Raw genomic sequence first — 21,629 nt, 5'->3', positions numbered from 1 at the left:
GCGCTCTCCCCCTGTAGCGCAGGGAGCCCGCGCCGGCCGGGCTCCACCGGCCGGCAACCCATCCCAGGAGTCCAGCGTGCGCAACCACCTCGACATCTTCGATCACGACCTCGCCCGCATTGCAGCAGCGGTGCGCTTGCCTACTGCCGCCACAGCATGCTGCGGTCTGAGCGCAGGAACCTCAGGCGGGGTCCTGCAGCGCAACTTCGAATGCGGCGGCAGAGCAATGCTCTGCGTCGGATCGGATCCGTCGAAGCCTGGACAGGGTGAGATTGAACGAGACTTGCCACTCCGCTCGCCTCACAGTGAACCCATCCTCCGTTTGTCCAACGTCGGGCCAATTGCTGTAGGAAGAAAACGAGCTCCTTTGAATGTAGAGGTCGCCCAGCAACCGTCCAAGCCTCAGCCCTATGGCGGGGCTACAAACGTGGAAACTCGGAAGCATCCGCCCAGCATTCTCGACACTGAGGCTATGCGCCTGATCGGACATTGTCTTACGTGCAGATTTGCTCGCAATGAACTCTTCGAAAGCGAAAGCTCTCCCGTCTTCCATCAAGCTAATACAAGCCGTCGACCATCGGACGACGGCTTCGAGCTCAGCAGAAAGAAAGGAAAGAATGACCCGCTCCTGACGAGCTCTCTCTTCCATTTCACGTTGCTCAGCAGTCGCCGCCTTTTCCCTAGCCTCTCGTTGACTAGTCTGAGAGAGCTCGTTGGCCTGATAAGCGAGATACGCAACCGCGATAGCGCCGAGGAGAGCAATTTCCGCAGCACCCATTGCCACACCAACAGCCCAAGCGTCCCACCACACCTCACAAGTACTGCTAAGCGGCCAGCACTGAATTACGCCGTCCAGCATGCTCATTCCCTGATCCCCCTTTGGACTCGGCCGCATTCTGCCATGGCCCGGTGCCCGGAGGCGTGCTGTGCATAGCCAGCTCGACATCCTCGATCACGACCCAGCCCGCATGGCAACGGCCAACCGAGCAGCCGCCGAGCGCGCACTGCACCACGTGCAGTTCACCGCCACCGTCCGACAGGAACGCCATGAGTACTACCTGGGCGAAGCCGAACGCTGGGAACACCTCCCCGCGCACAGCGAGCGCTCCACCAACAGCAAGGACATGCATGCATGAGCAACCACAAGACGACCCAAGCGGACGTGTGGCTCGGTGGGACGGCCAGGCTGGAGCATGTGCTGCCACCGCTACCGTGGACGACCTACAAGGCCTACAGCGACGCAAGCGACCTTTCTTCCGTATGGCTTCAACGGCTCTCACCAGCGCCGCCATGGAGCCCACCGCGGCCTCTTCTTAGGCCCCGCGAATATACGTGCGTTGATCTCTTCGAGGGCTTTCTCCAGCTCCGTGTCCGCAATCTCCAGATGCGTGTCCAGAATGTTCAAAATCAGAATCCGATCTTCAGCGCCAGGTCGCAGCGCACTTCTAACTTGGTACTTCATTTTCCTGGCCGCGACAGCGCAGGCCACCGCGACCGCAAGTCCTTGGGCCGCTTTGTGCAGCTCGTGGATGCGATGGAGGTTTTCTCGTACGGAAGCCGGAGCTTGAAGAACGTCACCGCCCTCTGCCTCAAAGCTTTCATTAATCGCTTGGGCGTGATCGTGTTGGATGTGGTGCCGCAACTTCCGAATGCGTTCGTGCCACTCCTGAACATCGGGCTCCAAGAGCGTGGACAGGCCAAGGGCTCGTTCCAGCGCTTCTTCCCGTCTGCGTCTCTGTTCTCGAAGCGATATTTGCAGCGCCAGAAACGCGGCAAAGAACGTCCCAATTGCCGACCATGCATCCCAGTCAACCAGACATTTACTGCCGAGCCACCAGCACTGACTGACGCCATCCAGCATACTCATTCGCTGATCCCCCTGTGGATTCGCCGGCATTCTGCCACGCCATGGCGCGTGGAGAGCTGCCATGGGTGACCGGCTGCTCACCGCTGTACAGGCCAAGCACACAGCGCGCGTCTTCCTCAGCGAGGCGCGAGCGCGGCGGCATGGCCTCGGGGCTACTGGTTCTCGTTCAACGCCGCTCAGCGCGCGCGTTTGCGCGCCACCGCCCCGCCCCACTGCCGGAGCCGCCGCGCGCACCGGCACTGCCGGCCCAACTGGATCTGTTCGCATGAGCGCTCTAGCGTTTCCGCTCAGCCTCAAGCTCCCCCAGCACAGCCGCCAAGCCGCGATTGCTGGCAATCGCTCGATCATGCCGGGTCTCCCCAGGCTTTCCCGAGTTGAGCCATTCCATCGCCCACGTCCGAAGCACCAGGTTTGCCGCTTCCAGAACTACCTAGTGGCGAGCATTCCTCTACCCATTCGCGAGCCGAGGGCCGAACACCATGAGCAGAGTTGCGCCCGGCTCCAGAAGCTGTTGCGCCGCATCCCCCTCCAGATGCTCACCGTGGTGAACCTGCCTAGCCAGTGCATCCAACAAATCGGCGAGCGACCGGTCAGCGCCAGGAGCCACGGTGCTCGGATCTGCTGCCTTTCCCCACAGTTTCCTTTGCCGCCTTGTCGTCTAGCAACCTGGCCTCGTACCAGTCCAGATACCACTCCAAGTAGTCGCGGACCTTTGGCAGGCGCGCCGAGATCCGCCCCCCCCCCTTGGGTCAGTTCTGCTTCTTTCGCGGCACGTATTCTCTCCGCCTCACGGGCGTCAGGTTGCCCAATGGACCAACGAAAGCGCTCGCCGCCTTCCGCCCAGTCGAGGTGGGCCTTGCTGCCGCGCCAGTAGAGTCGAACCTTTGCCATTCCTCTGCACCTTCGATCGCGGCATAGAGCGCCGCCTTTTCGTACAACTGCTTTCCCATGAAGCGGCGGGAGTGAGCCCATAGCACATGGCGTTCTTCCTGAACTGGCTATTGGAGACGCCGCAGTAGTGGGCGGCTTCGTCAACGGTCAGCCAATCCTCCACTGATAAATCGAGCCTTTCAGCGGCGCCCATTGGCGCCTCCTGCGGCCTTCCTGAGCCAAGAAGTGCGCCTTCTGAAGCACGGTCACAGTACCGAACTGGATGCACGCATCCCCCAGCGGCTGCGCGTACTGGCCGGCGCCCATGGCGGCCGCTACGGTTTCGGTGCTCACCATGGTCTCTCCTGCATAGGTGCCCGCCCCGCAACCGGCTGATGCGCGAGGATGTGGTTGGTCCGGGGGGGGCTGCGGGCGCAGAGGGCCGATCACCACCGCTGCCTAGGCGCTGCCCGGCCTCTAAAGGCCGTGCGCAGACCGCACGCCTGCGTTGTCGCCAACCCCAATCGCCTCACGGCGAGCGGAGGGGCTTTCGGCGCGGAGGTTGATCGGTGTTCGGGTCCCGGAAACGCAGAAGCCCCAGCGCAGGGCCGGGGCTTCAGGGACAATTATTGACAGTTGCAGAATTAGTTCATTTCCTAACGTCACTGTCAATCACTTCGGGATGGGGCGACCCAGCTCCTCATGCAAGCCGGCCTTCTCGCCAGTCTCGTTCATCGGGAGGATGGCTTGCGAAAGATCTGTAATCTCAGAACGCTGGTTTCTGACCTTGCGCGAATTCTCCACTCGATTCAAGTAATCGCCCAATGTCAGCATATTCATGACGCTGGTGGACTGCGACCCCTGGGTGGCGGCTTGCTTGAGCGAATGCATCTGATTTGCTAGCCCGGCCTTGTCGCGCTCAAGCTCACGAATGCGGTTTTCTGCATGTTTGAGTGCCTGCGTGTCAGTCTCACCCTTACTCTCGAGCCGCTCTTTGCTTTCCACAGCTTCGCGGAGCTGTTCGTCCTTCTGGGTCAGCTGGTCACGGAGCTCCCCTACCGCCATGAATATCTTCGAAACATCAGCATCGGGGACGACATCCACCCAATTCTCGATCGACCCAACTACTTCTAGCTGGAGCGTCCGGATTGATTCGAGCACTTCATCAAGGTTGCGCATAGCGACTTGAGCTCGGACCTCTGGAACCTGCTGCTTCTGAGAGTCAGCAACGAAAGTGGCGACCCTTCGCTCCAGCGCAAGCGTTTTGGTCAGAATCAAACGCAGACCACGCACAGCCATCCGGCCACTTGCATATAGCTTACCGTCTTGGTTGATAGCTGCCATCGCTGTCGAGATCCTCGCCCCGACCACGCCCGTTACCACAGCGACAACGATTTGCAGCAAGGCATTGTAGTTCTCACCTACAGCTTTGGGTCCGAACCAGCCCAGCACGACGCCGACCACTATGAGTAGAAAAGTATAGGGGTCCAGAACGACCTTCAGGAATACTCGCCAAGGTCTAACCACTCCTACGAGCCAACGGCCAAAACCATAGAATGCCCCTCCACCGGACGTTGGAGTGCCACTCTTCACATTTGCTGCATTCTCCGCCGCAGGATCGCCTGCCATGATCTTCCCCTGACGTCACACCGCCATTCGGCCCCGGATCCAGTCTAGGGCCTTGACTAGCTCATAGCGATACTGTCGAATCGTTAACGAACCGCCATACCTCTCAGCCACCATACGCGCCTTGCCCGCGCACAGAAGGCGGCAGCCGACGCCGCGGCAGAGGCAGCGGCCCAGCAGCAGACCGAACCGGTGGCAGCCGCGCCGGCAGCGACTGCGGCACCGGCGCGAAGCGCTCCGACGGCAATGGCCAGCACCCCGGCACCGAACGCCGCGCCGCGCGAGGTCGCCAAGATCAAGCTGGGCGACATCAACGCGCGCATCGCCCCGCTCTTGATCAGCGCCGACGGTCTGGCCCTGCTGGGGTTCAAGCCGATCAATCCCACCGGTGCCACTAAGCTCTACGACCAGGCGCAGTTCCCGGACATGTGCCGGGCCATGATCCACGGTCTGCAGGATGCGGCCGACCAGTACCCGCTGGCCGCGTGATGGAGCTCTGGCGCACCAGCGAACTGCAGGCCCTGCGCCAGATGGAGGGCCGCGACGCGATGACCGTCGCGGATGCCCTCGGACGCTCGCCCCGTGCGGTTCAAGACATGGCCCGCTGCCAAGGGATGCCGGTACCGCGCCAGCGTCATGCCCGGTACTGGCCGGCCACCACTAAACGCCGCGCCCGGCAGCTCCGGGCCAGCGGCAACACCGTCAACCAGATCAGCGCCGCGCTGGGTGTCCCGTTCGGGACGGTGCGCCGCTGGGTCTACGAAGGAGCAGCAGCATGACCAGCATCCACGTGAAGCCCGTCTTCAGTGGCGCGACCGACCGCGAAAAGGACCAGGCCCGGCAGAAGCTGGCGAGTGACATCGCACGCTTCAAGGCCGCCGGCGGCAAGGTCGAAATCTCGGGCACAAGCGGCATCGACAAGAGCACGATCAGCCGCAGGCAGGTGGTTGAGGCTCGACACGGTCGCCGCGGTGGTAAGAAGGCAGCAAAGGCATGAGCCGCCACATCGAACGCCGCGCGCCCAAGGAGACGCTGGGCTTCGCTTGGGGCCGGTTCCCAACCGTCGACGGCAGCGCAATCACCTGGCGCCTGTACCGCCGCGACCACCGCCGTGCGCTGCACATGCACGCAGAGACCTTCTTTGCCCAAGAAGACCGCGCAGTGATCGCCAGGCACCTGCGCCGCGCGCGCCGCCACCTTCGCGACCAGGTGGATGAGATCGACCTAGTTGCGATGGGGCTGGCAGAGTAAGCAATTTAAGCGACCGGGATTCTTTCCTGTCCCTCGGTGCGCTCGCTTTCGCTGAGAACCTCCTCGCGGAAGCGATCGACCAGATCAGGAGCGATGCTAGCCACGAATTGAAGTTGCTGCCGCAGCACCTCCAAAGCCATCCGCCTGCCGGTGTACGAGACGCTGATACGTGTAGCCATGATCGTCGGTATCGGCTGGTGCTCGTGGATGTGCGCGGCGATGTGGCAGGCAGCCGCGTTGATATCCCTGCTGTGGCTGATCATCGTCGCCAGGTCCGCGCCGAGATCTACGGACAGGTAGTGGATCCGCTCGGCGATGGCTTCCGCGCTGGGCAACAAAGGTTCGGCGAGGCGCTCAACTGCGTTTTTCACGGCGCGCCAATCTTTGACCCTGCTCGGGTCGAGTGTGGGCAATGCGTCAAGTTCAGCCGCGTAGGTCTGGATCTTCTTCGGCACAGCGGTCACTTCGTGAAGCAAAAGGCGTCCAACGATTCGGGCTTGTGCCTTCCACAGAACCTGAGAGTCCAGGTGTTGCCTCGCAGCGATAGTTGCGGCTTGCCGGGATGTGCGCCACGCAAGGAAAGCAACCAGAACAGTCACCAGACCCACGGCTGCGGTGGCGATGGCTCCCCACCCCGCCCAGAACGTCGCGCACTCCGCCTTCATCGAAAGGCATTCACCAAATCCCAGAGCCATCCCATGGTCCCCCTCTCTGTGCTGGAGCCGATTCTGCCATGACCTTCATCCATCGGAACGAGCGGGTCTAAGTGTAGGAACGGCTCTGACGAACTACCGTCGTCTGGAGCGAGACCAGCAACCGCGACATGATCCTGACCGACCGCCGCGGCGCGCGATCATGCGATCCAATCAATGCTGATCGCTGAACCACAGACACTCAACTCCCTTGTTCGTGGCCTCCAAGGTCAATACCGGTGAGCTTCTTTATCGCGAGCAAGACGTTCTGGGCGGCGAGCTCCACGTTGTCAAGAGCCGTCGTGTAATCAGAGAGTCTATGAAAAGGATGATTACCATACATATCAATCTCCTCGCCGGCGTCCAGAAAGGCATTCAGCACATCAAGGCTGGACTGCAAATTGGAGACACCAATAGAGATCATTTCCAGGCCATCAGAGAGGATGACAAATGGAACTTGCCCCTTAACCCTCAGAAGACCTGAGACAGTCTTGGCGTCGGCCCCAGCGGCCAAGGCCTTCGGTATTTCAGGCAGGATCTTGTTCTTAATCGTCTTAGTTTGATCCCGCACGTCGAGGATTTTCGGAAGAAGACGATTGATTTCGATAAACGAGATCTGACGCTCTCGCGTGGCACGCCTCTCGTTATCCACCTTGTAGTTGCGAGCGGGAACGTACACCGCGAGAAATGTGGCAATGGCAGCAGCCCAACCACCGATAGCAGACACGGCCGTCCAGTCAAGTCGACAGGTGGGCGCGAAATTGAAGCAAGGAACCATGACTTCAGCAACGATCATCTGGCCATTTCCATATGGTGGAGACGCCATTCTGCCATGGAGAGCCGCCGTGTCTGACACGGCGCTCAGCGCTAAACCAGATAACGGCGCGCTTTCGGCGACGGGCAACCATCGGAATCTGCACATTGGGGCTGCCCACTGCTCCATCCTGCCTAGTAATCCATTTGCCACGACTGCGCGTCTCTCGGAGATTGCCCATGACTGACCAGCTGCTCACCGCCGCAATGGTCCACGTGTTCGCCCTGGCCGGGTTTGCGGCCGGCATCGCCACCCTGTGGGCGATCAGCCGCGCATGCCTTGCCGCGCGCGCCGGGCTGCGCTGGTGCTGGCGGAGGTGAGCTCATGGCCAATAAGTTTGGAAACGCCGACGGCGGCGGCTTCAACAAGGAAACGTGGCTCACGCCGCCACACATCCTCGCCGCGCTCGGTCCCTTCGACCTCGACCCCTGCGCAGCCCCTTCGCCACGCCCTTGGCCGTCGGCCGCCAGGCACATCGAGTTGCCCGGGGACGGCCTGACGGCGGAGTGGCAAGGTCGGGTGTGGTGCAATCCGCCATATGGGGCCCAAGCCGTTCGCTGGCTTCAGCGGATGGCGGAACATGGGAACGGTGTGGCTCTGGTTTTTGCACGAACCGAGACGACCATGTTCCAGGATCAGGTCTGGCCACGGGCCCACGCAGTTCTGTTCTTGCGCGGCCGCATCGCGTTCTGTTCACCAGACGGCAAACCAGCAATGAGTGACGGGCACCGTCCGTCCTCATAGCCTACGGGGAATCCAACGCGCGGCAGCTGGCCGCCTGTGGGCTCGAAGGGTATTGCATGAAGCTCGAACCGGCATTTCGAAAGAACGATGACCTGTTCGGGGCTGCCGCATGAACGCCCAGCTCTTCCCCCGCGAACCGCGCCGCATGAAGCAGCCGGCCAAGGACGTGCTGCGCGAGCAGCTGGTGGTCGCGGCCGATGAAGTGATCTGCCTTCGCGCAGAGGTTCTGCGCATGCGCGATGCAGCAACCCAGGCCACCAAGCAGCTGCGCGCTCCGCTGGCCACGAACTAAAGGAGGACCGGATGAGAGCTGCTGAAAAGCTGGACATCGTCGGAAAGGACTGGCTGACCGTGGACGAGGCCGCGCACTACTGCGGGGTGTCACGAAGCCAGTTCGATTCGAACATCGCCGACTACGGCATCGAACCACGAAATTTCATGGGCAAGAAGCTCTACGAGAAGGCTGCCCTCTACTCTGCAATCTACGGCTCCAAGCAATGGTCAAGGTCACAATCGTCTGGCGCGATGGCGCCGCGTACCTCAACTGGCGGGAAGGCGGCAAGCGAAGCCGTGTCGCCATTGGTCGCGTCAGCCCACGCGAGACTGAGCGCGTATGAGCAGCGAAAGAAGCGGAACTGACCCATGGTGTGCGCATCCTCCCCGGCTGCCCACTGTCAGGGATTTCCTGGAGGCGTACCTGGACTGGTACAAGGTGGAAGACCCGACTACGCACGGCAAGGCAAAGAGCGAGGTCCGACTGTTCATTGCTCGCTTCGGCCATCGATCGATCGACACCCTGCGCCCGATGGAAATGGAGTCATACAAGACAGATAGCCTGACCAAGGACAAGGTGGCACCAGAGACCGTGGGCAAGGAGGTGCGTAGGCTGCAGGCCGCGTTCCGGCGTGGCGTGAAGTGGAAGAAACTGTACTTCAACCCGCTGGAGGAAACCCAGGCACGCGCGGCGTCCGCAGCGTAGCGGTGCGGTTCTACGACCGGGCCGCGATGCGCAAGCTGTATCGTGCGAACCCCGGTCGGGCGCCTCTGTGGCTTTTCATGGCCCACACGGGTCTGCGCCGTGGTGAGCTGGTTGGACTGGGCAAGGATTCGGCGGCAGGGAGCAGACTCAGGGTCGAGAGCGAGCCAGACGAAGATGGCCAGGGGCGCACGAAGTCAGGCAAGTGGCGCGAGGTGCAGCTTAACCGGTATGCGCGCTGGGCGCTGCGCCGCCTACCCGATCCGCTGGTGGCCGTGCACAAAGACACCGTATCCGACTGGTTCGCGTCCGATGCCAAGCGGGCTGGGATCGGCGGCAGCCTCCACCGGCTACGGCACACCTTCTGCGCCCACGTGGTGATGGCCGGAGTGCCATTGCGAAGGGTGCAGATTCTGGCCGGCCATGCCGATTACGCCACGACCGAGAAGTTCTACGCCCATCTGACGCCTGAGGGCGACGATGGCGCGGTGGCGAAGCTCAGGTACTGAGCAGGAGCGCTGGGCCTACTGGGACCAAATCCTGTGGATATGCGGGAAACAGTGGGAAATGCTCACCACTGAGTCCGCCTAAGTTGTTGATTCTGGTGACCCCGGCCCGATTCGAACGGGCGACCTTCCCCTTAGGAGGGGGACGCTCTATCCAGCTGAGCTACGGGGCCATGCAGCCGGGAAGTTTACAGGCAACACACCCTGCCCTCCAAGCATTCGTGCTCCACACGGCGGCGCTGGCGCGTTGCACCATGGCCGGACAGGCCGCTCTGCTACCATCGGCGATTCAGTTCATCGCGTCCCCCACCTGCCCGCGATGGCACCAAACAACGTAACGAAACACAGGAGTCTGCATGTCTTCCGAGCTGCTCAAGTCCCTTGGCCTGGACGCGATCAACGCTGGCACGTACCTGGGCAACGGGGAGTGGTCGAGCGCGACCAGCGGTGAGCTGATCACCCCGGTCAACCCGACCACCGGCGAGCCGATCGCGCAGGTCCGCGCGACCACCGAGGCCGAGTACGAGACTGTCGTCGCCCGCGCCCAGGAAGCCTTCAAGGTCTGGCGCACCACGCCGGCGCCGCGTCGCGGTGAAGCCGTGCGCCTGTGCGGCGAAGCGCTGCGCAAGCACAAGGATGCGCTGGGCTCGCTGGTCGCCCTGGAAATGGGCAAGAGCAAGCCGGAAGGCGATGGCGAAGTGCAGGAGATGATCGACATCGCCGATTTCGCCGTGGGACAGAGCCGCATGCTGTACGGCTACACCATGCATTCCGAGCGCCCCGGCCACCGCATGTACGAGCAGTACCACCCGCTGGGCCTGGTCGGCATCATCTCGGCCTTCAACTTCCCGGTCGCGGTGTGGAGCTGGAATTCGTTCCTGGCCGCCATCTGTGGCGACGTGTGCATCTGGAAGCCGTCGAACAAGACCCCGCTGACCGCCATCGCCTCGCTGAAGATCTGCAACGATGCCCTGCGCGAAGCCGGCTTCCCGGACATCTTCTTCCTGATCAACGACGCTGGTACCGCGCTGTCGGAAAAGATGGTCGATGACCGTCGCGTGCCGCTGATCAGCTTCACCGGCTCGACCCAGGTCGGCCGCACCGTCAACGAGAAGGTCGCGCGCCGCCTCGGCCGCTGCCTGCTGGAACTGGGCGGCAACAACGCCATCATCCTGGACGAAACCGCCGACCTGAAGCTGGCCGTGCCGGGCATCGTGTTCGGCGCCGTCGGCACCGCCGGCCAGCGCTGCACCACCACCCGCCGCCTGATCGTGCACCGCTCGATCTACGCCGACGTGCTGGCCACCCTGGTCAAGGCCTACAAGCAGGTCGAAGGCAAGATCGGCGACCCGACCGATGCGGCCAACCTGATGGGCCCACTGAACAGCGACGGCGCCGTGCAGCAGTTCCTCGATGCCATCGCCCAGGCCAAGGCTGCCGGCGGCACCATCGAAACCGGCGGCACCCGCATCGACCGCGCCGGCAACTTCGTGCTGCCGGCGATTGTCTCCGGCCTGAAGAACAGCGATGCCGTGGTCCAGCACGAGACCTTCGCGCCGATCCTGTACGTGATGCCGTACGACACCCTCGATGAAGCCATCGACATGCAGAATGGCGTGCCGCAGGGCCTGTCGTCCTCGATCTTCACGCAGAACCTGAAGACTGCCGAGAAGTTCCTGTCGGCCGCTGGCAGCGACTGCGGCATCGCCAACATCAACATCGGCACGTCCGGTGCGGAGATCGGCGGCGCCTTCGGTGGCGAAAAGGACACCGGCGGTGGCCGCGAGTCCGGTTCGGACGCCTGGAAGGTCTACATGCGCCGCCAGACCAACACCATCAACTATTCGGACTCGCTGCCGCTGGCCCAGGGCATCAAGTTCGATCTGTGATGCCTTCTGTAGTGCCAGGCCATGCTCGGCAGGATGCGCCATGAACACCGTTGGAAATGCAGCCGAGCATGGCTCGGCTCTACAAGGTCGCAAGCCGGTGATTGATTTCACCGGCCGCCGCGTGCTGATCGCCGGCGGCAGCAAGGGCATTGGCCGTGAAATGGCGCTGGCATTCGCTGCTGCCGGTGCGCAGGTATCGGCCTGCGCCCGCGGACAGGCCGGGCTGGACGCCCTGCAGGCCGACGCCCATGCCCAAGGCACGTCGCTGCACACGTTTGCCACCGATCTGGCCGACATTGGCCAGATCCAGGTGTGGCTGGACGCTGCCGCCAACGCACTCGGCGGCATCGATGTGCTGGTCAACAACGCCACCGGCTACGGCATGGCCGATGACGAAGATGGCTGGGCCGCCAGCCTGCAGATCGATCTGATGGCGGCGGTGCGGGCCTCGCGCCTGGCACTGCCCTGGCTGCGCGCATCCAGCGATGCCTGCATCCTCAACCTGTCCTCGATCGCCGCACAGCAGCCACGCCCCGGCGGCGCACCCTACGCCGCCGCCAAGGCCGCGCTGTCGCACTACACCACCTCGCAGGCACTGGCGCTGGCCAAGGACCGGATCCGGGTCAACGCCATCGCACCCGGTTCCATCGAATTCGACGATGGCCTGTGGGATCGCCGCCGCACCGAAGACCCCGCGCTGTACCACGGCACCGTGGCGAAGATCCCGTTCGGCCGCTTCGGCCATCCGCGCGAGATTGCCGACGCGGCCCTGTTCCTGTGCTCGCCGCTGGCGCGCTGGATCACCGGCCATGTGCTCAATGTGGACGGCGGCCAGGTGTTGATGGGCTGAATCTGTAGAGCCGAGCCCACGCTCGGCTAGCGCGCGAGGCGCGGTCGACACTGCATTGTCCAGGGTCCAGCCGAGCATGGGCTCGGCTCTACAGGGCGCTGCCCATGGGATTGCCCGGGCAGAGGCACTATCATGTGCACACTGCCAAGGAGGACCCCGATGAGCGTGGCACCCCGACAGACAAGCGCCCTGGCCGTAGTCAGCCTGGTCATGGGCATCGCCAGCTGGACCGTCCTGCCCTTCGTGGCCAGCATCGTGGCCATCGTCACCGGCCACATGGCCCGCGCCGAGATCCGCCGCCGCCCGCAGGAACTGGAAGGCGATGGCCTTGCCGTCACCGGTCTTGTGCTGGGCTGGGTGATGGTCGGCGCGGTAGTCGCCGCCATCCTGGTCTTCATCCTGTTCTTCGGCGGCCTGGCCTGGCTCGCCGCGATGTCGAACTGATCGCCATGACCGTTTCCGACAGCACTGAACGCTTCAGCAGTCGCGTCGCCGATTACGTCCGCTACCGGCCCGACTACCCGCCCGCCCTGCTGGAGTGGCTGCATGGACCCATGGGCGTCAGCCACGAGGCCGTGGTCGCCGACATCGGCGCCGGCACCGGCATTTCCAGCCGCCTGTTCCTGGCCACCGGCCATCCGGTCATTGCGGTGGAACCGAACGCCGCCATGCGCGCTGCGTCCGAGCAGTGGCTGGCACCGCAGTACCCACGATTCAGCGCTATCGACGGCCGCGCCGAGGCCACCGGCCTGGACGATGCCAGCGTTGACCTGGTCAGCGTCGCGCAGGCCTTCCACTGGTTCGATACCGTAGCGGTGCGCGCCGAGTGGCAGCGCATCCTGCGCCCGGGTGGCCAGGCACTGATCTACTGGAACTCGCGCCTGCTCGATGCCAGCCCGTTCCTGGTCGGCTACGAACAGCTGCTGCTGGACTACGGCACCGACTACACCGCCGTGGCCGAGCGCTACCAGGACGACGCCACCATGCAGGCCTGGTTCGGCGCCGGGCTGCGCGGCATGGTGCAGCTGCCGAACGTGCAGTACCTGGATCTGGATGCCCTGCAAGGGCGCCTGCTGTCCTCCTCCTATGCCCCCCAACCCGGTCACCCGCGCCATGCGCCGATGATCGCCGCTCTGCAGGACCTGTTCGCCGCCCACGCGGTCGACGGCCAGGTTGCTTTTGAATATCGAACCCGAGCCTTCCTCGGCACGCTGGACTGAACCGACGCATGTATTCGCTTGCCCGCCCCTTCCTGTTCTCGCTCGACGCCGAGCGCGCCCACGGCCTCGGCCTGTCCGCACTGGACCTGGCCTATCGCACCGGCACCACGCCGCTGCTGGCCGCCCGCATCGCGCCGATGCCGAGCACCGTGTTCGGGCTGACGTTCCCCAATCCGGTCGGCCTCGCTGCTGGCCTGGACAAGAACGGCGAGCATATCGATGCGCTGTTCGCGCTGGGCTTCGGCTTCGTCGAAATCGGCACCATCACCCCGCGCCCGCAGGCCGGCAACCCGCAGCCGCGCCTGTTCCGCCTGCCGGAGCACAACGCGATCATCAACCGCATGGGCTTCAACAACGCAGGCGTGGACGCGCTGGTGCGGAATGTCGAACGCGCGCGCAACCGTCGCGGCCTGCTCGGCATCAACATCGGCAAGAACAAGGACACCCCCAACGAACAGGCCGTGGACGATTACATCGCCTGCCTGGACAAGGTGTATCCGCTGGCCGACTACATCACGGTCAACATCTCCTCGCCCAACACCGCCGGCCTGCGTGAGCTGCAGGAAGAGACCGCACTGCGCCAGCTGGTCAGCCAGCTGCGTGACCGCCAGGAAGCCCTGGCTGCGCAGCACGGTCGCCGCGTGCCGATGCTGGTGAAGGTGGCGCCGGACCTCAGTGAACGCGACATCGATGCCGCCGCGCGCGTGCTGGGCGAACTGCAGGTGGACGGCGTGATCGCCACCAACACCACCATCGACCACAGCAAGGTGGCCGGCGATCCGCTGGCCAACGAGGCCGGTGGCCTGTCCGGCGCGCCGGTGCTGGAGCAGTCCACGCTGGTGCTGCGCCGCCTGCGTTCGCGCCTGCCCGAATCGGTACCGCTGATCGGTGTCGGCGGCATCCTGTCCGGTGCCGATGCCGTGGCCAAGATGGCCGCCGGCGCCGCGCTGGTGCAGTGCTACAGCGGCCTGATCTTCCGTGGCCCCGCCCTGGTCTCCGAATGCGTGGAGGCGATCCGTCGCCGCCGCGAAGCGCCGAGCCGCGGCGCGGTGGCGCCGCTGTGAGCGCGCCCATGGACACCACCGATGCAGCCGCACCGCTGCGCTGGACGCTCACCCGCAATGCGCCCCTGCAGGCACTGAACACCTTCCATGTGCAGGCCAGCGCGGCACAGCTGCTGGAACTGCACGACGCTGCCCTGCTGCCGGAAGTGCTGGCGCTGCCCGAAGTGGCCAGCGGCCCACTGCTGGTGCTGGGCAGCGGCAGCAACGTACTGATCGCAGAAGACCTGCCCGGCACCGTGCTGGTGTTCGGCAACCGCGACATCAGTTTCCTTGAACACCGCGCCGACCATGCGGTGATCCGCGCCGGCGCCGGTGTGCCCTGGCATGGCCTGGTGATGTGGTCGCTGCAGGAAGGCCTGTCCGGCCTGGAAAACCTGGCCCTGATTCCCGGCACCGCCGGTGCCGCGCCGATCCAGAACATCGGTGCCTATGGCGCGCAGGTTGGCGAATTCATCCAGGCCGTCGAGGCCTGGGACTGCCAGGAACAGGCCTGGGTGCGGCTGGACAACGAACAGTGTGGCTTCGCCTACCGCGACAGCGTGTTCAAGCAGCAGATGGACCGTTACCTGATCACTGCCATCGAGCTGAAGCTGCCATTGCTGCATGACCTGCGCATGGACTACGCCGGCATCCGCGAGGAACTGCAGGCACAGGGCGTGGAACTGCCGGGTGCGGTGGACGTAGCCAATGCGGTGATCGCGATCCGCCGCCGCAAGCTGCCCGACCCGGACGTGCTGGGCAATGCCGGCAGCTTCTTCAAGAACCCGGTGCTGCCGCTGGAACAGGTTGACGTGCTGCTGCAGCACTTCCCCGACCTGCCGGTGTTCCCGTCCGACCAGGACGGCAAGCGCAAGGTTTCGGCGGCCTGGATGATCGAGTCCTGCGGCTGGAAGGGTTTCCGCGAAGGCGATGCCGGCGTGGCCGCCAGCCACGCGCTGGTGCTGGTCAACCATGGCAACGCCAGCGGCGCTGAACTGCTGGCACTTGCACGCCGCATCTCGGCCTCGGTGCTGGAGAAGTTCGGCGTGCCGATCGAACCGGAGCCCCGCCTGCTCGGCGCCCAGTGGTGAGCACCCCCGCCCTCTCCCCAAGCGCCACTCCGATGCGGGCGGCGCTGCTGATGCTCGGCAGTACGATGGCGTTCGGCCTGATGGCGGTGGCGATCCGCTATGCCACGCGCTACGTGCCGACCCAGGAAGTAGCGTTCTTCCGCAACGCCTTCGGCCTGCTGGCCCTGTTGCCGATGCTGTTGCGCCCGGGCCATGCGCCGCTGAAGACCCAGCAGCTGCCGCGCTATTTCGTGCGCAGTGCGATCGGCCTCGGTTCGATGCTGTGCGCGTTCTGGGCGCTGGGCCACCTGCCTTTGGCGCAGGCGGTTTCGCTGTCGTATTCCACGCCGCTGTTCGTCACGATTGCCGCCGTGCTGTGGTTGGGGGAAACCGTGCGCGTGCGGCGCTGGGCTGCGGTCGTGGTCGGCTTCATCGGCGTGCTGGTGATCGTGCGGCCCGGTACCGCGGGCTTCACCGCGGGCAGCTTGGTGGCGGTGGCTGCCGCCGTGCTCAGCTCATTGGTGGCGATCCAGATCAAGCAGCTGACCCGCGTCGACAGCGCCGACACCGTGGTGCTCTACACCTACGTGTTCTGGGTACCCCTGTCGCTGGTGCCGGCCCTGTTCGTCTGGGTCTGGCCGACCGGCATCGCCTGGCTGTGGCTGCTGGCCACCGGCGTACTCGGCACTATCGGCCAGCTGCTGTGGACGCGGGCACTGCGGCTCGGTGAAGTCTCGGCACTGACCCCGATCAGCTTCCTGCAGCTGCCGCTGGTAACACTCTTCGGCTGGCTGTTGTTCAACGAAAGCGTGGATCGCTGGACGCTCATCGGCGCCAGCATCATCCTCGCCGCGAACGCCTACATCGCCCACCGCGAAGCGGTGTTGTCGCGGCGTGCCGCAAGTGCGGCGGCCTCGGCAGCGGCCAAGCCCGCAGAATGAAAACCACCTGCATGGACAACCCATGGGTCGTGCACGGACAGGCTGCGGGTAGAGTCGACTGTTAGTCGACTATCGCGCGCAGCGCGGGCATTGCTGGTTCATTCGAAGAGCAGTCGACTAACAGTCGACTCTACCCGGGCGATCCTGGCAACCCGGGGCGATCCTGGCAACGGCCCGGAACCTACGCCAGCGCGCGATACGCACGCTCCGCAGCATCGAACACATTGCCCGGCGCGAACTGTTCGCCCAGATAGTGCAGCGACTGCCGCCGCAATGGAGGCGAACGCTCCTCTCCATCGCTGCCCAGCAACACCTGCTGGAACTCGATCAGGTCCTGCAGGATGCGCCAGTGCCGGTACCACGCGATCCAGCGCGGGTCGCCGCGGTCGCTGCCATAGCCCTCCTCGAAGCCCAGCGGATTCTCACGCCCCCAGCGCCCGCCAACCGCGGCACCGATGAACATCAGGTCACGCTCACGCGGGGCCAGCGACAGGCCGTCCCAATCGATCAGGTGCAGGCCACCGTCATTGCCCATCAGCAGATTGCCGGCATGCAGATCGGTATGACACAGGTGCAGGTCAACCGGAACCTCCTGCAATGCCGCGTGCAGCTGCAGTGCCTGCGCGTGCAGCGCGGTGATGCGCGCATGCTGCCGGTCCCATACGGAAACGAATGCACGGCCCAGTCCATCCTTTGCAGCCGCAAGGCCCTCGCCGGCCAGCCACTGCCCAACGGTCTCAAGTGCCGCAGTTTCCAGCCGCGTGGTCGGAAGCGCACCCTGCAGTTCGGTCGGCAGCTGAGACGCGTGCAGGCGCCGCAGCACCTCGCCCAGGCGCCGCCACTGCCCATGGCTCAACGCCGCCTCGAACCCGGACTGGCCTTCGATGTAAGGGAACAGGGTGAACTGCAATCCCCAACGCTGCACCGACGCGCCACCGGTCAACGCCGGCCACGGGGCAACGATTTCATCGATGCCCAGCGTACCGCGCAGCCAGTGCAGGCTGTCCCATACCGCCGGATCAACCTGGTACGTGCGGCATTTCAGCCACCATTGCCCGTGGCGCGCGTCCACACGATACACGCTGGCATTGGCGTCGGCGCCCACCGGGCGCGGCACCACGGCGGTGGCGGTAATGCCATAGGATTGTTGCAGGACTTCGCCGAGATGCTGCGCCGAAGCGAATGACATGGATGCAAGCGGAAAGTAATACCTGCCGCCACTATCGCAGATGCGATCGCCGCGACACAGACATGTCCGTCACAACATCACCTCGGCGCGACCAAAGGACTAGCCCGCGATGCGCCGCATCATCGCTTCCAGCGGACCGCGTGCGAACCGCCACGACCACAGCCACGCCGCGCCTGTCGCCAGCATCAGGAACAACAGCGCCCACAACAGCACCGACGCAAGCGAAGCACGCCCATCAAGCAGGCCAAGGCTTTCCAGTGTTCCCATGCCCAGCAGGATGTGGCCGACATAGAGCGTGAGGGTCATGCGCCCTGCCGCCGTGAACGGCTCCAGCCAGTCGCCCGGATGTACCCGTGCCAGCCACAGGCAGGCGGCGATGACACTGCAGGCCGCGCCCGCACCGGTAAGCACGTAGGCGGGGCCCGGCGGCATCGGTTGCGTACCCAGCCACGCCTGCCATGGCGTTCCCTGCGCAAGATGCTGCACGCCCTGGCCGGCACCGATCAACAGCACGCCCAGCACCAGCAGTGCACGCTGCACCCGCGGTTGCGACAACTGCAGCCGCGCCAGCAACATGCCCAGCAGGAAGAAGCACAGCCAGGGCAGCAGCGGATGGAAGCCATTGAACAGCAGGTTGCGCGCGGCACCTGGCCATTGCCAGAGGCCGGCGTACTCCAGCGTCTGCCAGTTCCATCCCTGGCTGTAGTCCCAGTGCAGCAGCGCCCAGAACGAACAGGCGGCAAGGCCAACAATGCTGGCCAGCAATACCTGCGGGGAGGCGCGCAGCCACACCACGGCCAGCGCGAAGTACACCGCGTAGTAATGCAGGATGTCGGCGGGGAACACGGTCAGATTGAGCAGGCCCAGCACCAGGAGGAACAGCGCGCGCCGCCAGGTCTGCACGCTGGCTGGCCACCATTGCTGCCGCTGCGTAGCCAGCACCAGGCCAAGACCGGCCAGGGTGACGAAGGTCGCCGACGCCTTGCCTTCCAGCAGATGGAAGAATCCTGCCAACCAACCCTCACCCTCCGCCGGCAAGGCCATCGCCAGGCGGAAGTTGACCAGCACCATGCCGGCCAGCGCCAGATAGCGGGCCAGATCCAGGCCGTGCAAGCGCCGGTCATCGGCGCTCATGCGCGTGCCCCGAGCAGCCGCGCGAGCAGGCCAAGATCCAGCGATGCCCCATCGGTGCCATCGGCTTCGCCCAGCCCCCGACGTAGTGCATCGCTTTCGATGGCATCCAGCAGCACCTGCGCCTGCAGTGCCGCTGCCAGCACGGGACGCCGCCGCTCGCGCTGAGCCACCTGCTGCAGGGCTTCGGCCAGCGTCGCCTGCAATTGCCTGCGATTGGCCGCAAATGCCTCGGCCACGGCCGGATTGCGTGCGCTCTCGGCCAGCACTTCGACGGCAAGCGTCGCCCATTCCGGCTGGCGGCACAGTGCGTGGAAGTCCTGAAGGAAAACCAGTACCTGTGCACGCTCGCCATTGGACGCGACCAGTCGCTGCAGCAACGGTGCCAGTTCTTCGCTCTCGGCCACCGCCACTGCGAGGATGATCGCTTCCTTGCCCGGAAAGTGGTTGTAGAGATTGCCCAGGCTGACGCCGGCCGCCTGCGCGATGTCACGCATGCTGGTCTGGTGAAATCCCTTTGCGAGGAAGCACTGCAGTGCCGCCTGCAGGATCAGGATCATGCGCTGCTCATTGCGGTCGATTCTGCTCATGTCACAAATAGTGAACGAACGTTCGTCCCTTTTGAAGAGGGTAGCCCGGCCACCACCGGGCTTCGTTCAGGCAGCCTTGACCTCAACCGCTGTTGAGGCCCGATGCTGCCCGCCCTGCCCAACGCTCAACCCGGAGCTGCTGCATGCCACGGATGATCTCCACCCTGCTCGACAGCCGCGCGCTGTGGTTCCTCGCCCGCCTGCTGTTGGCCGTGGTGTTCCTGTCCTCGGGCCTGGCCAAACTGATGGCGTGGGACAACAGCGTCGCCGAGATGCAGGCGGCCGGGCTGCACCGACCTGCGCTGTTCAACATCGCCAGCGCCATGGTGCTGCTGGGCGGCTCACTGTGCCTGCTGCTCGATCGCCTGCTGTGGCTGGGCAGCGGCGCACTTGCGGTGTTCATGCTGTTGACCATCGTCATCGTGCACACCTTCTGGGCCAAGCAAGGTGCAGAACAGCAACTGGCCCTGTTCTTCGCGCTGGAACACCTGAGCGTGGTGGGTGGCCTGATCTGCGCAGCCATCGCCAGCCGTGCGCGGTCTCAGAAGAACTCGTCAAGCAACCGATAGAATGCAAGCCGCCGCTCATCAGGGACCGCACCGTAGCGCCGGAACAGCGTGGCGACACAGCGGGTCTCACCGGAATTGTGGACCAGGCTGCGCGCGGCCAGGGCCAGGTCCTGATAGCGGTCGGCCACGCCCAATCGGCCACAATCGATGAAGCCGGTGAACCGCCCATCGGCCACCATCAGGTTGGGCAGGCAGGCATCGCCATGACTGACCACCAGGTCTTCATGAGCGGGCCGGGTAGCGCGCAGCTCGGCGAAAACCTGCTGCGGGCTCTGGCCCAGCCGCTCGTCGTCGAAGTCATCGGCATCGACCAGCCTCGCCTCGACGCGTACCTGTGCGGCCTGCAGGCGCGATGCCAACCGCTGGTCGAACGGGCAGTTGGCTACAGGCACGGCATGCAGCCCACGCAGTGCGTCAGCCAGCAGTTCTGCCACCTGCCTCGGCGCGAGCTCCGGCGAGGAGGCCAGGTCGCGGCCGGGCAGCGCGCTCATCAACAACCAGCGCCGACCGCCCTCCTCGGTCGTGGCAATCACCGTCGGCGCCGACTGCCCCTGCGCCTGCAGCCAACGCAGCCGGGCGATCTCATCACCCAGTTCACTGAAGGCATCGATCACTTCCGATTTCAGGAAGGCATCCGCCTGGCCCGATCGATGGACGCGGGCGACGTCGGCACGCGACACACCGATCGACTGCCGTTCGATGTGTGCGTCGGTCAGCATTTCCTGCCATGCCTGCGGCAGCTGCATCCCGCAGGGGACCGCTTCGTTTTCGTCCATGTGCATTCAACGACCCAGGCAGGTGGATGGCACTGCCGATTGTCGCGCACCCTTCCGGTTCGCGCCCATCCCTGCAAAGGTGCGCCTGGCGTGGCACCGTGCTGAACGGAATGAGTACGCCGACGCGCACGCAATGGACGAATTGCCGCGCGCCGTCCACAGTAGCCGGCCCCGTACAGGCAGCAGCGGCCGCTGCAACTCCCAACGACAAGGAAGCAGCATGAAGTTGATGGTCATCGGCGCCAGCAGGGGCTTGGGGCGGGCATTCGTTGAAGGCCTGTGCCAACCCGGCGATACCGTTGTCGGCGTCTCCCGCAGTCGCCCGCGCGACATCCAATGCCCTGCGGGCGTCACCCTACAGTGGATCGAAGCCGACCTGGCCCAACCAACCCTGGCCGCCGACCATATCGCGACGCAGGCACCAGCCGATATCGACGTGCTGATCCACAATCTGGGCATCTGGGAAGCGAACGCCTTCAGCGACGATTACGCCTTCCTCGATGAATCCGACAGTGCCCTCGCACAGCTGATCGACGTCAACGTCACCGCCACCCTGATGCTGCTGCGCCGCCTGCTGCCTCGCGTGCTGCAGGCATCGCGCCCGCAACTGGTGCTGACCGGCTCAACCTCGGCCCTGCCACGCAGCGGCCGCCCGGAAGTGGCGTTCGGCGCTTCGAAATTCGCACTCAACGGCATCGCCGACGCATTGCGCGAAGGCTTCCGTGATCGACGCCTGGCGGTGACCAGCCTGCAGCTGGGTTATCTCAATACCGACGATGCACTGTCGGTTCCCGTGGCAGCGGCGGCAGCGCGCGGCGATGGCGAACTGGTGCCGGTGCACGACGTGGTGACCATGGTGCGTGCGCTGCTGCAGCTGTCGCCGTCCGGCTTCGTACGTGAACTGGTACTGCCCGCCATCGCCGACCCGCGCTACTGACCCCAGGGGCAGCGCAGCGCACTCGCGGTGGCCGCACAGGCGGCCGTGGTTTACCCTGCTCCTCACTGGCCGTCGGTC

The 21,629-nt window shown here is 64.6% G+C and carries 30 protein-coding genes and 1 tRNA gene; 21 read left to right on the top strand and 10 right to left on the bottom strand.

What is annotated here, in order from left to right; all coding sequences use genetic code 11:
• Positions 1–181: 181 nt before the first annotated feature.
• Positions 182–865: a hypothetical protein gene (locus QRO91_RS04975; protein WP_062605942.1), complete on the bottom strand. Its 684-nt coding sequence runs from the start codon at positions 863–865 to the stop codon at positions 182–184.
• A gap of 61 nt (positions 866–926) precedes the next feature.
• Here QRO91_RS04975 and QRO91_RS04970 point away from each other — a divergent pair, with 61 nt between their 5' ends.
• Together QRO91_RS04970 and QRO91_RS04965 are read left to right on the top strand one after the other, a co-directional pair.
• The gene (locus QRO91_RS04970) at positions 927–1,136 is read left to right on the top strand and encodes a hypothetical protein (protein ID WP_049430994.1); all 210 of its coding nucleotides are present in this window, start codon (positions 927–929) and stop codon (positions 1,134–1,136) included.
• The gene (locus tag QRO91_RS04965) at positions 1,133–1,936 is read left to right on the top strand and encodes a hypothetical protein (protein ID WP_146257106.1); all 804 of its coding nucleotides are present in this window, start codon (positions 1,133–1,135) and stop codon (positions 1,934–1,936) included. Before QRO91_RS04970 ends, QRO91_RS04965 begins: the two co-directional genes overlap by 4 nt.
• A 969-nt stretch (positions 1,937–2,905) precedes the next feature.
• Here QRO91_RS04965 and QRO91_RS04960 read toward each other — a convergent pair.
• Both QRO91_RS04960 and QRO91_RS04955 read right to left on the bottom strand, forming a co-directional pair.
• On the bottom strand, positions 2,906–3,091 hold the full coding sequence (locus tag QRO91_RS04960; protein ID WP_146257105.1) for a hypothetical protein: 186 nt from the start codon (positions 3,089–3,091) through the stop codon (positions 2,906–2,908).
• Positions 3,092–3,409: 318 nt separating this feature from the next.
• Entirely contained in the window at positions 3,410–4,366 is a 957-nt protein-coding gene (locus tag QRO91_RS04955) for a hypothetical protein (protein ID WP_197650104.1), read from the bottom strand.
• A 189-nt stretch (positions 4,367–4,555) separates the two neighbouring features.
• On the opposite strand from QRO91_RS04955, the gene QRO91_RS04950 reads away from it, so the two are divergent.
• From QRO91_RS04950 to QRO91_RS04935, 4 genes are read left to right on the top strand one after another with little or no spacing between them, the layout of a single operon-like run.
• Positions 4,556–4,852, top strand: coding sequence for a hypothetical protein (locus QRO91_RS04950; protein ID WP_164135191.1), 297 nt, complete (start codon positions 4,556–4,558; stop codon positions 4,850–4,852).
• Positions 4,852–5,142 carry a hypothetical protein gene (locus tag QRO91_RS04945; RefSeq protein WP_049431006.1) on the top strand — a complete coding sequence of 97 codons (291 nt, stop codon included), beginning with the start codon at positions 4,852–4,854 and terminating at the stop codon, positions 5,140–5,142. Before QRO91_RS04950 ends, QRO91_RS04945 begins: the two co-directional genes overlap by 1 nt.
• Entirely contained in the window at positions 5,139–5,360 is a 222-nt protein-coding gene (locus tag QRO91_RS04940; protein ID WP_049431011.1) for a hypothetical protein, read from the top strand. The genes QRO91_RS04945 and QRO91_RS04940 overlap by 4 nt, the downstream gene beginning before the upstream one ends.
• Positions 5,357–5,614: a hypothetical protein gene (locus QRO91_RS04935; RefSeq protein ID WP_049431013.1), complete on the top strand. Its 258-nt coding sequence runs from the start codon at positions 5,357–5,359 to the stop codon at positions 5,612–5,614. The genes QRO91_RS04940 and QRO91_RS04935 overlap by 4 nt, the downstream gene beginning before the upstream one ends.
• A gap of 5 nt (positions 5,615–5,619) precedes the next feature.
• Here the strand turns inward: QRO91_RS04935 and QRO91_RS04930 are convergent, their stop codons facing one another.
• Entirely contained in the window at positions 5,620–6,309 is a 690-nt protein-coding gene (locus tag QRO91_RS04930; RefSeq protein WP_100443549.1) for a hypothetical protein, read from the bottom strand.
• Between the two features lie 199 nt (positions 6,310–6,508).
• Complete coding sequence (locus QRO91_RS04925; protein ID WP_049431021.1) at positions 6,509–7,102, bottom strand: hypothetical protein; 594 nt, start codon at positions 7,100–7,102, stop codon at positions 6,509–6,511.
• A gap of 197 nt (positions 7,103–7,299) precedes the next feature.
• On the opposite strand from QRO91_RS04925, the gene QRO91_RS04920 reads away from it, so the two are divergent.
• From QRO91_RS04920 to QRO91_RS04900, 6 genes are all read left to right on the top strand, one after another.
• On the top strand, positions 7,300–7,440 hold the full coding sequence (locus QRO91_RS04920) for a hypothetical protein (RefSeq protein WP_171968965.1): 141 nt from the start codon (positions 7,300–7,302) through the stop codon (positions 7,438–7,440).
• Positions 7,441–7,444: 4 nt separating this feature from the next.
• On the top strand, positions 7,445–7,864 hold the full coding sequence (locus tag QRO91_RS22570; RefSeq protein WP_196757850.1) for a DNA N-6-adenine-methyltransferase: 420 nt from the start codon (positions 7,445–7,447) through the stop codon (positions 7,862–7,864).
• Between the two features lie 109 nt (positions 7,865–7,973).
• On the top strand, positions 7,974–8,156 hold the full coding sequence (locus QRO91_RS04915) for a hypothetical protein (RefSeq protein ID WP_049431024.1): 183 nt from the start codon (positions 7,974–7,976) through the stop codon (positions 8,154–8,156).
• A gap of 11 nt (positions 8,157–8,167) precedes the next feature.
• Entirely contained in the window at positions 8,168–8,503 is a 336-nt protein-coding gene (locus tag QRO91_RS04910; protein WP_235643856.1) for a hypothetical protein, read from the top strand.
• The gene (locus QRO91_RS04905; RefSeq protein WP_258015543.1) at positions 8,478–8,843 is read left to right on the top strand and encodes a hypothetical protein; all 366 of its coding nucleotides are present in this window, start codon (positions 8,478–8,480) and stop codon (positions 8,841–8,843) included. Before QRO91_RS04910 ends, QRO91_RS04905 begins: the two co-directional genes overlap by 26 nt.
• Positions 8,844–8,869: 26 nt before the next feature.
• Positions 8,870–9,349, top strand: a complete 480-nt coding sequence (locus QRO91_RS04900; protein WP_238378613.1) for a tyrosine-type recombinase/integrase — start codon at positions 8,870–8,872, stop codon at positions 9,347–9,349.
• 93 nt (positions 9,350–9,442) lie between these two features.
• Here QRO91_RS04900 and QRO91_RS04895 read toward each other — a convergent pair.
• Positions 9,443–9,519: transfer RNA gene (locus QRO91_RS04895), tRNA-Arg, on the bottom strand.
• Between the two features lie 183 nt (positions 9,520–9,702).
• On the opposite strand from QRO91_RS04895, the gene QRO91_RS04890 reads away from it, so the two are divergent.
• From QRO91_RS04890 to QRO91_RS04860, 7 genes are all read left to right on the top strand, one after another.
• Positions 9,703–11,235 carry an aldehyde dehydrogenase family protein gene (locus QRO91_RS04890; protein ID WP_005413146.1) on the top strand — a complete coding sequence of 511 codons (1,533 nt, stop codon included), beginning with the start codon at positions 9,703–9,705 and terminating at the stop codon, positions 11,233–11,235.
• Positions 11,236–11,275: 40 nt separating this feature from the next.
• A complete protein-coding gene (locus QRO91_RS04885; protein WP_049431028.1) occupies positions 11,276–12,085 on the top strand; it encodes an SDR family NAD(P)-dependent oxidoreductase in 810 nt (269 codons plus the stop codon).
• 159 nt (positions 12,086–12,244) lie between these two features.
• The gene (locus QRO91_RS04880; protein WP_049431031.1) at positions 12,245–12,529 is read left to right on the top strand and encodes a DUF4190 domain-containing protein; all 285 of its coding nucleotides are present in this window, start codon (positions 12,245–12,247) and stop codon (positions 12,527–12,529) included.
• Between the two features lie 5 nt (positions 12,530–12,534).
• Positions 12,535–13,305: a class I SAM-dependent methyltransferase gene (locus QRO91_RS04875; protein WP_197650102.1), complete on the top strand. Its 771-nt coding sequence runs from the start codon at positions 12,535–12,537 to the stop codon at positions 13,303–13,305.
• Between the two features lie 8 nt (positions 13,306–13,313).
• Positions 13,314–14,369: a quinone-dependent dihydroorotate dehydrogenase gene (locus QRO91_RS04870; protein ID WP_099552874.1), complete on the top strand. Its 1,056-nt coding sequence runs from the start codon at positions 13,314–13,316 to the stop codon at positions 14,367–14,369.
• Between the two features lie 8 nt (positions 14,370–14,377).
• Complete coding sequence (murB, locus tag QRO91_RS04865) at positions 14,378–15,439, top strand: UDP-N-acetylmuramate dehydrogenase (RefSeq protein ID WP_197619572.1); 1,062 nt, start codon at positions 14,378–14,380, stop codon at positions 15,437–15,439.
• Positions 15,440–15,471: 32 nt separating this feature from the next.
• Positions 15,472–16,359: a DMT family transporter gene (locus QRO91_RS04860; protein ID WP_049431043.1), complete on the top strand. Its 888-nt coding sequence runs from the start codon at positions 15,472–15,474 to the stop codon at positions 16,357–16,359.
• A gap of 181 nt (positions 16,360–16,540) precedes the next feature.
• Here the strand turns inward: QRO91_RS04860 and QRO91_RS04855 are convergent, their stop codons facing one another.
• From QRO91_RS04855 to QRO91_RS04845, 3 genes are all read right to left on the bottom strand, one after another.
• Positions 16,541–17,548, bottom strand: coding sequence for an aminoglycoside phosphotransferase family protein (locus tag QRO91_RS04855; protein WP_100443601.1), 1,008 nt, complete (start codon positions 17,546–17,548; stop codon positions 16,541–16,543).
• 99 nt (positions 17,549–17,647) lie between these two features.
• A complete protein-coding gene (locus QRO91_RS04850; protein WP_197619570.1) occupies positions 17,648–18,682 on the bottom strand; it encodes a DUF418 domain-containing protein in 1,035 nt (344 codons plus the stop codon).
• Positions 18,679–19,269 carry a TetR/AcrR family transcriptional regulator gene (locus QRO91_RS04845; RefSeq protein WP_197650100.1) on the bottom strand — a complete coding sequence of 197 codons (591 nt, stop codon included), beginning with the start codon at positions 19,267–19,269 and terminating at the stop codon, positions 18,679–18,681. The genes QRO91_RS04850 and QRO91_RS04845 overlap by 4 nt, the downstream gene beginning before the upstream one ends.
• 143 nt (positions 19,270–19,412) lie before the next feature.
• Between QRO91_RS04845 and QRO91_RS04840 the strand changes: the two genes are divergently transcribed.
• The gene (locus QRO91_RS04840; RefSeq protein ID WP_197650099.1) at positions 19,413–19,838 is read left to right on the top strand and encodes a DoxX family protein; all 426 of its coding nucleotides are present in this window, start codon (positions 19,413–19,415) and stop codon (positions 19,836–19,838) included.
• On the opposite strand, the gene QRO91_RS04835 is transcribed toward QRO91_RS04840, so the two are convergent.
• A complete protein-coding gene (locus QRO91_RS04835; RefSeq protein ID WP_197650098.1) occupies positions 19,811–20,614 on the bottom strand; it encodes an APH(3')-II family aminoglycoside O-phosphotransferase in 804 nt (267 codons plus the stop codon). The genes QRO91_RS04840 and QRO91_RS04835 overlap by 28 nt on opposite strands.
• A gap of 220 nt (positions 20,615–20,834) precedes the next feature.
• Between QRO91_RS04835 and QRO91_RS04830 the strand changes: the two genes are divergently transcribed.
• Positions 20,835–21,551, top strand: a complete 717-nt coding sequence (locus QRO91_RS04830; RefSeq protein ID WP_197619566.1) for an SDR family oxidoreductase — start codon at positions 20,835–20,837, stop codon at positions 21,549–21,551.
• Positions 21,552–21,629 lie beyond the last annotated feature (78 nt).

The organism is Stenotrophomonas maltophilia group sp. Smal32 (genome assembly GCF_030237085.1).
GTDB classification, from domain to species: Bacteria; Pseudomonadota; Gammaproteobacteria; order Xanthomonadales; family Xanthomonadaceae; genus Stenotrophomonas; species Stenotrophomonas maltophilia_Q.
The sequence above is the reverse complement of the archived record's forward strand: the minus strand, read 5'-3'. Positions and strand labels throughout refer to the sequence as shown.